General features: G+C 67.0%; 7 protein-coding genes and 1 riboswitch. Of the genes, 4 read left to right on the top strand and 3 right to left on the bottom strand.

What is annotated here, in order from left to right:
- Positions 1-93 precede the first annotated feature (93 nt).
- Positions 94-2,961 (bottom strand): aminomethyl-transferring glycine dehydrogenase, encoded by a 2,868-nt coding sequence (gcvP, locus tag ABGA94_RS20605; protein WP_338167993.1) that lies wholly within the window; start codon positions 2,959-2,961, stop codon positions 94-96.
- A gap of 62 nt (positions 2,962-3,023) precedes the next feature.
- Positions 3,024-3,126, bottom strand: a riboswitch (glycine riboswitch).
- A gap of 299 nt (positions 3,127-3,425) precedes the next feature.
- Between gcvP and ABGA94_RS20600 the strand changes: the two genes are divergently transcribed.
- The 3 genes from ABGA94_RS20600 (at position 3,426) to ABGA94_RS20590 (ending at position 6,155) form a co-directional block, all read left to right on the top strand.
- Entirely contained in the window at positions 3,426-4,652 is a 1,227-nt protein-coding gene (locus ABGA94_RS20600; RefSeq protein ID WP_053500685.1) for a multidrug effflux MFS transporter, read from the top strand.
- 144 nt (positions 4,653-4,796) lie between these two features.
- Positions 4,797-5,693, top strand: a complete 897-nt coding sequence (locus ABGA94_RS20595; RefSeq protein ID WP_111128975.1) for a siderophore-interacting protein — start codon at positions 4,797-4,799, stop codon at positions 5,691-5,693.
- Between the two features lie 69 nt (positions 5,694-5,762).
- Entirely contained in the window at positions 5,763-6,155 is a 393-nt protein-coding gene (locus ABGA94_RS20590) for a hypothetical protein (RefSeq protein ID WP_065196924.1), read from the top strand.
- Positions 6,156-6,282: 127 nt separating this feature from the next.
- Here ABGA94_RS20590 and ABGA94_RS20585 read toward each other — a convergent pair whose 3' ends face one another.
- Together ABGA94_RS20585 and ABGA94_RS20580 are read right to left on the bottom strand one after the other, a co-directional pair.
- Positions 6,283-8,247, bottom strand: coding sequence for a M2 family metallopeptidase (locus tag ABGA94_RS20585; RefSeq protein ID WP_065196923.1), 1,965 nt, complete (start codon positions 8,245-8,247; stop codon positions 6,283-6,285).
- 377 nt (positions 8,248-8,624) lie between these two features.
- Positions 8,625-9,827: an amino acid aminotransferase gene (locus ABGA94_RS20580; RefSeq protein ID WP_053496721.1), complete on the bottom strand. Its 1,203-nt coding sequence runs from the start codon at positions 9,825-9,827 to the stop codon at positions 8,625-8,627.
- 171 nt (positions 9,828-9,998) lie between these two features.
- Between ABGA94_RS20580 and ABGA94_RS20575 the strand changes: the two genes are divergently transcribed.
- Positions 9,999-10,198, top strand: a 200-nt coding sequence (locus ABGA94_RS20575; RefSeq protein WP_375368001.1) for a hypothetical protein, incomplete at its 3' end; no start/stop codon positions are given.

The following is a 10,198-nucleotide window of genomic DNA, read 5'->3' as shown; positions in this document are numbered from 1 at the left end:
ATCGGGTAATTGTGGGTGTGGACCCTGGTCCACACGCCCTCATGAAAACGGCCCGCTTGCGCGGGCCGTTTTCTTTATCGATGCAGTGAGGAATCAAGCCTCGACTTCATCATCCTTGTAGGCATCGACCGGGATGCAGGCGCACATCACGTTCTTGTCACCGTACACGTTGTCGACGCGTGCCACCGGCGGCCAGTACTTGCTCTGCTTCAGGCTGGCCAGCGGGAAGGCGGCCAGTTCACGCGGATAGGCGTGGGTCCACTCGCTGGCGGTCACCGCGGTGGCGGTGTGCGGGGCGTTCTTCAGCGGGTTGTCCTCGCGGTCCAGGCGACCGTCTTCGATCGCGCTGATTTCCTCTCGGATCTGGATCATCGCGTTGATGAAACGGTCCAGCTCGTGCAGCGACTCGCTCTCGGTTGGCTCGACCATCAGCGTGCCGGCCACCGGGAAGCTCAGGGTCGGGGCGTGGAAGCCGAAGTCGATCAGGCGCTTGGCGACGTCCTCGGCACCGATGCCGCTGGTCTTCTCCAGCGGGCGCACGTCCAGGATGCACTCGTGCGCCACCAGGCCGTTACGGCCGGTGTACAGGGTCTTGAAGTGCGGAGCCAGGCGCTTGGCAATGTAGTTGGCGTTGAGCTGCGCGACCTGGGTGGCCTTGCGCAGGCCTTCGCGGCCCATCATCGCGATGTACATCCAGCTGATCGGCAGGATCGAAGCACTGCCGAAGCTGGCCGCGCTGACCATGCCGACCGGGCCGTTGTCACCCAGCTTGCCCGGCAGGAACGGGGCCAGGTGCTCCTTGACCGCGCACGGGCCCACGCCCGGGCCACCACCGCCGTGCGGGATGCAGAAGGTCTTGTGCAGGTTCAGGTGCGAAACGTCCGAACCCCACTTGCCCGGCTTGGCCACGCCGACCAGGGCGTTCATGTTGGCGCCGTCGGTGTACACCTGGCCGCCGTGCTTGTGGATGATCTCGCAGATCTCGACCACCTCTTCCTCGAACACGCCGTGCGTGGACGGGTAGGTCATCATGATCGCGGCCAGGCGGTCGCTGTACTTCTCGGCGTTGAGGCGGATGTCCTCGACGTCGACGTTGCCGTTGGCATCGGTCTTGGTCACCACGACCTTCATGCCGCACATCTGCGCCGAGGCCGGGTTGGTGCCGTGCGCCGAGTCCGGGATCAGGCAGATGTCGCGGTGGCCTTCGCCGCGCGAGCGGTGGTAGGCACGGATCGCCAGCAGGCCGGCGTACTCGCCCTGCGCGCCGGAGTTCGGCTGTAGGCTGACCGCGTCGTAGCCGGTGCATTCGACCAGCATCGCTTCCAGCGTGTCGATCAGTTCCTTGTAGCCCAGCGCCTGGTCGGCCGGCACCAGCGGGTGGATCTGCGAGAACTCCGGCCAGGTCACCGGGATCATCTCGGCGGTGGCGTTGAGCTTCATGGTGCACGAACCCAGCGGGATCATCGTGCGGTCCATCGCCAGGTCCTTGTCGGCCAGCGAACGCAGGTAGCGCAGCAGTTCGTGCTCGCTGTGGTGGGTGTTGAACACCGGGTGGGTCAGGAACGCGGACTGGCGCAGCAGGCCCGCCGGCAGCGCGTCGGCGGTGCTGGCGTCCAGCGCCTCGACGTCAGCCTGCGCGCCGAACACGGCGGCCAGCGCGACCACGTCGGCGCGGGTGGCGGTCTCGTCCAGGCTGATGCCGACCGAGTCGCTGTCGATCGCGCGAAGGTTGTAGCCGGCGGCGCGTGCCTTGGCGTGGATCTCATCGGCATGCACGCCGGTGATGTGCAGGGTGTCGAAGAAGTCGCCACCGACCTGCACGCCGGCGTTGCGCAGTGCCGCAGCCAGGATCGAGGCCAGGCGGTGGGTGCGCCGGGCGATGCGGGTCAGGCCTTCCGGACCATGGTAGACCGCATACATCGAGGCCATCACCGCCAGCAGCACCTGTGCGGTACAGATGTTGGAGGTGGCCTTCTCGCGGCGGATGTGCTGCTCGCGGGTCTGCAGGGTCAGGCGGTAGGCCGGGTTGCCCTGGGCATCGACCGAAACGCCGATCAGGCGGCCCGGCATCGAGCGCTTGTAGGCGTCACGGCAGGCCATGAACGCGGCGTGCGGGCCGCCGAAGCCGAACGGCACGCCGAAACGCTGGCTGTTGCCGACCACGATGTCCGCGCCCCATTCGCCCGGTGCGGCCAGCAGGGTCAGCGCCAGCAGGTCGGTGGCCACGGCCACCAGGCCGCCGCGTGCGTGCACGGCCTCGACCAGGGCCTTGTAATCGCCGATCTGGCCGAAGGTGTCCGGGTACTGCAGCAGCAGGCCGAAGGCTTCCGCTTCCAGTGCTTCGGCCGGGGTGCCGACGCGCAGCACGATACCCATCGGTTCAGCGCGGGTACGCAGCAGTTCCAGGGTCTGCGGGTGCACGGCGTCGTGCACGAAGAAGGTGTCCGACTTCGACTTGGCCGAACGCTTGGCCAGGGTCATCGCTTCAGCGGCGGCGGTGGCTTCGTCCAGCAGCGAGGCGTTGGCGATCTCCATGCCGGTGAGGTCGGCGCACAGGGTCTGGAAGTTGATCAGCGCTTCCATGCGGCCCTGCGAGATCTCGGCCTGGTACGGGGTGTAGGCGGTGTACCAGGCCGGGTTTTCCAGGATGTTGCGCAGGATCACGTTCGGGGTGTGGGTACCGTAGTAGCCCTGGCCGATGAAGCTGCGCAGCACGGTGTTCTTGTCGGCGATCGCGCGGATCTTCGCCAGTGCCTGCACTTCGGTCATCGACTCCGGCAGCGCCAGCGGCGCCGGCGACTTGATCTTGGCCGGCACGATGGCATCGGTCAACGCATCCAGCGACGCGTGGCCGACGACGTCGAGCATCTGCGCGATCTCGGCATCGTTGGGGCCGATGTGGCGCTCGACGAACGCATTGTGGTGCTCGAGCTCACGCAGGGAAGGGGTGTTCTGGGACATGGCGAAGGATCCGTCAGGAAAGGGCACACGCACGGGCACAAGCCGCCGGTCGGCGGTCTGCGGGGCGCCCCTCTGTCCTTTTGCCTGAGAGTTTAAAAGCGCGGCGGACCGCAGCTTCGTGCCCCTTCGGCGCCGGATCGAACCGGTCTCTCCAGAGTTCTGTTACGGGTGGTATCGGGCCTGAGCGATTACGGGCGTTGCGCCTTCGGCAGCGGTGTTCCGCTTCTCCCACCGTGTTGCCCGCCGATTATAGCCCGTTGCGGGCCCGCTGGCCGTCTACGGGCCTGGCCGCTGCGCCTGAATGGCCGATGGCCCGGACGTGCGTTTTGTGCATCGCTGCATGGCATCAGGCGCAATCCCCACCTATGATGGCCAGATACCCGAATTCATCTGGCGCCCTCCCTGCAGACGGGGACCGGCGCCCGCCGTGCGTGCCACGCATGGCCCTGCCGGACGCCTTTCCCATGACCGCCGCTGTTGCTCCCTCCACCCGCCGCATGGCCCTGCTGCTTGCCGGCCTGGCCATGTTCGGCCCGTTCTCGATCGACACCATCTTCCCGGCCTTCCCGCAACTGGCCCGGCGCCTGGCGGTGGACGAGGTGGCGGTGCAGCAGACCATCAGCGTGTACCTGCTGTTCTACGGCCTGATGAGCCTGGCGCACGGCCCGCTGTCCGACGCCTGGGGCCGCAAGCGGGTGATCCTCGGTGGACTGGTGGTGTTCGTCGGCGCCTCGGTGGGCTGCGCACTGTCCACCGACCTGACCACGCTGCTGGCCTTCCGCGCGCTGCAGGGCCTGTCGGCGGGTGTCGGCATGATCGTCGGCCGCGCGGTGATCCGCGACCTGTACCACGGCCATGACGCGCAGCGGCTGATGAGCCAGGTGTCCATGCTGTTCGGCATCGCCCCGGCCATCGCGCCGATCATCGGTGGCTGGATCCTGCTCAGTGGCGCGGGATGGCCGCTGATCTTCTGGTTCCTGGTGGTGTTCGGGCTGGTCCTGCTGGCGGCCACTGCACGCTACCTGCCCGAGACCCATCCGGTCGAAGCGCGCGTGCCGTTGTCACCGCGCGCGTTGATGCGTGATTACGTGCGCATCGGTTTCAATCCACGCTTCCTGCGCCTGGCGCTGGCCGGCAGCATCGGCTTTGGTGGAATCTTCCTGTACATCTCCTCGGCGCCGGTGTTCGTGATGCAGCACCTGCACCTGGGCGAGGGCGGGTTTGCCTGGTTGTTCATCCCGACCATCGGCGGCATGACCACCGGCTCATTCCTGTCCGGGCGCATGGCCGGGCACACCACGCCCACCCGCCAGGTCTCCATTGGTTTCGGCCTGTGCGCATTGTCGGTGCTGTTGAACGTTGGCTACGTGGTGCTGTCGCCACAGTTCGTACTGCCATGGGCGGTACTGCCGATCTTCCTGGGGGGCATGGGCATGGCGCTGATCTTCCCGATCCTGGCGCTGGCGGTACTGGACATGTACCCGCATCAGCGCGGCCTGGCCTCGTCGCTGCAGGCCTTTGTGCAGCTGATGATCAGCACCGTGGTGGCCGGCGTGGTGTCACCACTGCTGAGCGGTAGCCCGCTGCACCTGGCACTGGGCCAGGCGGCGTTCTTCGGCGCCGGTTTCGTGTTCTGGTACTGGGAACACCAGCGCGAGCGTGCGGCGCAGGCAGCCTGCACGGGTCACTGAGCAGCGCGCAGGGGTAGGGCGGGCCACGACGCCCGAAACACTTGCGGCAGGGAACGGCCGGACTAGGCTGGGCACTCCAGCCAGCCGGTGCGTGGATGCACGACAGCCAGCCGATCCGATGTCGTTGCATGAGGTTTCCCCCAAATGGCTGCGCAGCAGACCTATCGCCTGTTCGAGGTGGCGCTGAAGGAGCGCCGCGTTCTTTCCCCTTCCCTGGATCGCATGGTGTTCACCGGCGCCGACGTGGCGCGGATGAAGACCGAAGGCCCGGACCAGCGCATCAAGGTGTTCTTCCCCTTGCCTGGCCAGGACCTGCCGCAGGTGCCCTGCGGCGCGGACTGGTATCCGCGCTACCGGGCGCTGCCGGACGATCAGCGCCCGCCGATGCGCACCTACACCATCCGCCAGCTGCGTGCAGAGCTGGGCGAGGTCGATGTTGATTTCGTGCTGCATGGCGAGACCGGGCCGGCCTCACGCTGGGCCATCCATGCACGCCCCGGCGACCGTGTGGTGTTGCTGGCTCCCGATGCCGACTGCGCCGACAGCAGCGAAGGTTGGGAATGGAGGCCGCCGGCCGGCGTCGGCCAGGTGCTGCTGGTGGCCGATGAAACCGCGTTACCGGCGGTGGCTGGCATTCTTGAGGAACTGGCGGCCATGGTGGATCCTCCGCGTACGCTGGCCTTGCTGGAAGTGGCGCAGGCCGGCGACGCGGTGCCGCTGAAGGCACCGGCTACCGCCGAACTGGTCTGGCTGCCGCGCGGGCGCGCGGCGTACGGGGCGCCGCTGTTGCAGGCGGTGCAGGCGCGGCTGGCAGCCGCCTCGAGCGTGGCCGCTGGCGACGAACTGGAAGAGATCGACGTTGACGCGCAGATCCTCTGGGAACAGGCCGATGCCAGCGTGGCCGGGCCGCTGTATGCCTGGGTGGCAGGCGAGGCGGGGGCGGTGATGGCGATCCGTCGCCATCTGGTCCGCGACTGCGGGCTGGACCGCCGCGCGATCACCTTCATGGGCTACTGGCGGCACGGCAAAGTGCTGGATTGAGGGGCTGTGAAGCGGCGTGGCGGGTGGGGTGCGCTATCCTTGCGCCCCCCCTCGCAGCGGTATTGCACCATGTCCACCAGCTCCAAGACCCGCCGCGACCAGCGCCGTCGCCAGGAAAAGCAGGCCGCCAACAAGGCCGCTGCCAAGGCCTCGCCGGTGGAGCCGCATGCCGAACTGCGCGACGCGCAGCGCACCCTGCTGGCCGGTGTCGTGCGCCGCGACGGCGAATGGGTGCTGGGCATGGACGGCCGTATCGCCGGCCACAGTGACTCCGCCGCACAGGTACTGGCGCTGATCATGCAGGCCGGTGAACTGCACGAGCGCAACGGCACGCCGGTGCGCCTGATGTACTCCGATGCGCTGCGCGATGCCGCGCACGCCGAAGCGAAAGAGAAGGGCCAGACCTTCGAGGAATTCAAGGCGGAACTGGCCGCGGCGATGGCGGCGAAGAAGGACAGCTGATCGCGCCCAATCTGTAGAGCCGAGCCGTGCTCGGCTTGCCGTGCGCAGCACGGTGGAAACGCAGCCGAGCATGGCCCGGCTCTACAACACGAAGAAGGGGCGGATCCTTGCGGACCCGCCCCTTTTCTCATTTCGCCGCCGGGGCGGCGTTGGCCTGCCAGCCACACATCTGGCCTTCGTTCTGCTGCTTCAGCCACTCGTTGACCGGAGTGAAGTACTCGATCATCGGGCCGGCATCGAGCTTGTCGGTGCCGGTCAGCTCCTTCAGCGTGGCCTGCCACGGCTGGCTGGCACCCTTGCTCAGCATCGCCCAGTATTTCTGGCCGGCTTCCTTGTTGCCGTAGAAGGTGCACTCGTGCAGCGGGCCCTTGTAGCCGGCTGCATCGCACAGGCCCTTGTAGAACTGGAACTGCAGGATGCGGGCCAGGAAGTAGCGGGTGTACGGGGTGTTGCCCGGCACGTGGTACTTCGCGCCCGGATCGAAGAATTCTTCGCCACGGGTGCTGGCCGGGGCCACGCCCTGGTACTTGGCCTTCAAGTCCCACCACGCCTTGTTGTAGTTGTCGGCGGTGATCGAACCATCGAACACGCCCCAGCGCCAGCGGTCGATCATCAGCCCGAACGGCAGGAACGACACGCCCGACAGCGCCATGCGCATCTGGTTGTTGATGACCGCTTCGCGGCTCTCGGTCGGTGCATCGACCAGGCCGATCGAGCTGAGGTACTTGGGCGTCATCGCCAGCACGATGGTGTCGCCGATCGCCTCATGGAAGCCATCGTTGGCACCGCCCTGGAACAGCGGCGGCAGCGGGTTGTAGGCCAGGTCGTAATAGATGTGGCCCAGCTCGTGGTAGATGGTGGTGAAGTTCTCTTCGTTCGGCTTGATGCACATCTTGGTGCGCACATCGCCTTCCATGTTCATGTCCCAGGCGCTGGCGTGGCAGACCACGTCGCGGTCGTCAGGCTTGATGAACTGGGTCTTTTCCCAATAGGACTGAGGCAGCGACGGCATGCCCAGCGACACGTAGAAGTCCTGCGCGCGCTCGGTCATCTGCTTGGCGGTACGCAGTTCGGCCTCACGCTGCGCCTTGTACTGGGCGGCCACGTTGGCGTCCTTGCCGGCCTTGGCCAGCGCCGCGCTCAGGTTGGTCTGGTACTGCTTTTCCAGTGCCGCGGTGATGTCCAGGCTGCCGGCGCCGGGGTAGGGTTCCAGCTGGTCCCACAGGTTCGACCAGTCCTGCTGCCACATGTTGCCGAGCAGGTGCGCGGCGATCAGGCCGTTGCCCACTTCGGCCTTGTCCTTGCCGTAGGTCTTGTCCAGCTTGCCGCGTGCGTAGCAGTGCAGCTGCTCGTACATCGGCTTGACCTGTTCCCACAGGCGATCGGTTTCCGGGCCGATCTGCTCCGGCGGCATGTCGTAGCCGCTGCGCCACATCTGGCCGGCGTCGGTGAAGCCCATGCCCTTGGCACCTTCGTTCACCAGGCCGACGAACTTCTGGTAGTCGCCGCGCATGCTCTTGGTGGTGCTGTGCCAGCCCTGCCAGGCGTCGAGCTGCTTGTCGTAATCGCGGCTGCGTGCCAGCACCTGTTCCAGCTCGCCCAGCTGGCGGCAGGAGTTGGGATCGTTGGCGTCGGTGCAGTACTTGCCGGCACCGTAGCTGCCTTCCATGCGGGTGGCGATCTGGGTCAGCTCGGCCAGCTTGGCCGGGTCGCGCGGCGCCGGCATCGACGACATCAGCTTCAGCAGGTGGATCGCGCGCTTGCTGTCCTCGCTCATCGGCTTGCCGTCGAACTTGGCGGCCTGTTCGATCCAGCTGTTGAGCTGGGTGAGCGAACGCTCGTTGGCTTTGGCCGCAATGCGTTCCGAATCACCGTTGATGTAGGTGGAGGACAGCCACTGCGCCGAGGTCATCTCCGGGTAAGCGGCCTTGAATTCGGCATTGATGCGGGCCACGAACTGGTCGGCGGTTTCACCGGCCGGAGCGCTGCTGCTGGCGGTATCGGTGCCTGGGGCAGCTTCCTTCTTGCAGGCGGCCAGGGCCAGCGTGGCGGCGGCGATTGCCGAGGCCAGCAGGAGATGACGGTGTTTCACGGGCGGTCCTTGGGTGGTGAACGACGGCCGAAGGCTAGTGGGCCGTCGCTGCCACCGCAAGTGGCGGACGTCAGCCGGGCGGCGCCCGGCACCCGCAGAGGCCAGAGCACAAGCAACAGCAACCGCCGAAGCAACCGCAACAGCGGGGTATCCGTGGGATGGCGCGGCGGTGTGGGCTTGCAGGACACGCCGTAAACCCATCCATGGGGGCTCGGTCGGCGCATCCATGCGCCTCACGGTCCTGGCCACGGTGTACCTCGCCCTGCGCTTCAGGGTTCGCCGCGAGCGCGGAGGGTGTGGCAAAGGCAGAGGCAAAGCAGAAGCAAAAACAAAGGCGCCTTTCGGCGCCTTTGTTGTCAAACCACTGGTGCGTTGCTTCAGCCCTTGGCGACGGTGGCCACGGCCTTGGCGACGTATTCCAGGTTGTTCTGGTTCAGCGCGGCCACGCAGATGCGGCCGGTGCCGACGGCGTAGATGCCGAACTCGTCGCGCAGGCGTTCGACCTGCTCACGGCTCAGGCCCGAGTAGGAGAACATGCCAGCCTGTTCGTTGATGAAGCCGAACTGCGGCGCACCGGCAGCGGCCAGCTTTTCGACCAGGCCCTGGCGCAGGGCGTGGATGCGCTCGCGCATCTCGGTCAGCTCCTGCTCCCACATCGCGCGCAGTTCCGGGTTGGTCAGCACGCCGGCCACCAGCGCGGCACCGTGGGTGGACGGGCTGGAGTAGATGGTGCGGATCACACGCTTGACCTGCGACTGCACGGCCTTGGCGTCAGCAGCGGTCGGCGCCACCATCGACAACGCACCCACGCGCTCGCCATACAGCGAGAACGACTTGGAGTACGAGTTGGCGACGATGAAGCTGTCGATGCCGGCTTCGGCGATGATGCGCACGGCGGCGCCATCCTGCTCGATGCCCTTGTCGAAGCCCTGGTAGGCCATGTCGATGAAGGGGAACAGCTGCTTGTCCTTCAGCAGTTGCGCGACCTGCTTCCACTGGCTGACCGTGAGGTCGGCACCGGTGGGGTTGTGGCAGCAGGCGTGCAGCAGCACTACGGTGCCGGCTTCCAGCTTGCCGAGGTCGGCCAGCATGCCGTTGAAGTCGACGCCATGGCTGGCCGGATCGAAATAGGTGTAATCCAGCACCTCGAAACCGGCCGCGCTGAACACCGCACGGTGGTTCTCCCAGCTCGGGTTGCTCAGCGCCACGGTGGCGTGCGGCAGCAGCTTCTTCAGCACGTCGGCGCCGACGCGCAGCGCACCGCTGCCACCGACGGTCTGTGCGGTGGTGACGCGGCCGGCGGCCAGCAGCGGCGAGTCCTTGCCGAACACCAGCTCTCGCGTGGCCTGCGTGTATGCCGGCAGGCCATCGATCGGCAGGTAGCCGCGCGGTTTGGCGTCAGCGGCAAGCTGCTGCTCGATCTGCTTGACGGCGCGCAGCAGCGGGATGCGGCCGCTCTCGTCGTAGTAGATGCCCACACCCAGGTTGACCTTGGTCGGGCGGCTGTCGGCGTTGTACGCCTCGGTCAGGCCCAGGATCGGGTCGCCTGGGACCAGTTCCACGTTTGCAAAGAAGGACACGGCGGTACTCGTTCGGTAGACGGAAAGGGGGAGGAAGTGCGCTACGCGGTCTGCGGCCTTGCAGCCGGAAACAGCCCATCGTAACAAAGCCTGCCGGGGCTGGCCGCCGCCGTCGTCATCCGTAGCCCCGTACCATGGCGTGCGTTGCCGCCTGATCCATCAACCTGAATCATGAATCCCGCCGCACGTCGCCATTGCCTGCCGTTGTCCATCCTCCTGCTGTCGCCCTGGGCGGCCGTGGCCGGGCCCGCACCGACCGCCCTGCCCAGCGTGCAGGTGCAGGCAGCGCGGGTGCCGGGCATCGACCCGTTCGCGTTGCCGGCCAGCCTGGACACGGTCTGGATCGACGCCGGCCGCGCCGGCGCCGGCGC

Origin of the sequence: Stenotrophomonas sp. 3diitr2024, assembly GCF_042136455.1 — a bacterium.
GTDB lineage: Bacteria > Pseudomonadota > Gammaproteobacteria > Xanthomonadales > Xanthomonadaceae > Stenotrophomonas > Stenotrophomonas sepilia.
This window is presented reverse-complemented; position numbering and strand designations above follow the sequence as displayed.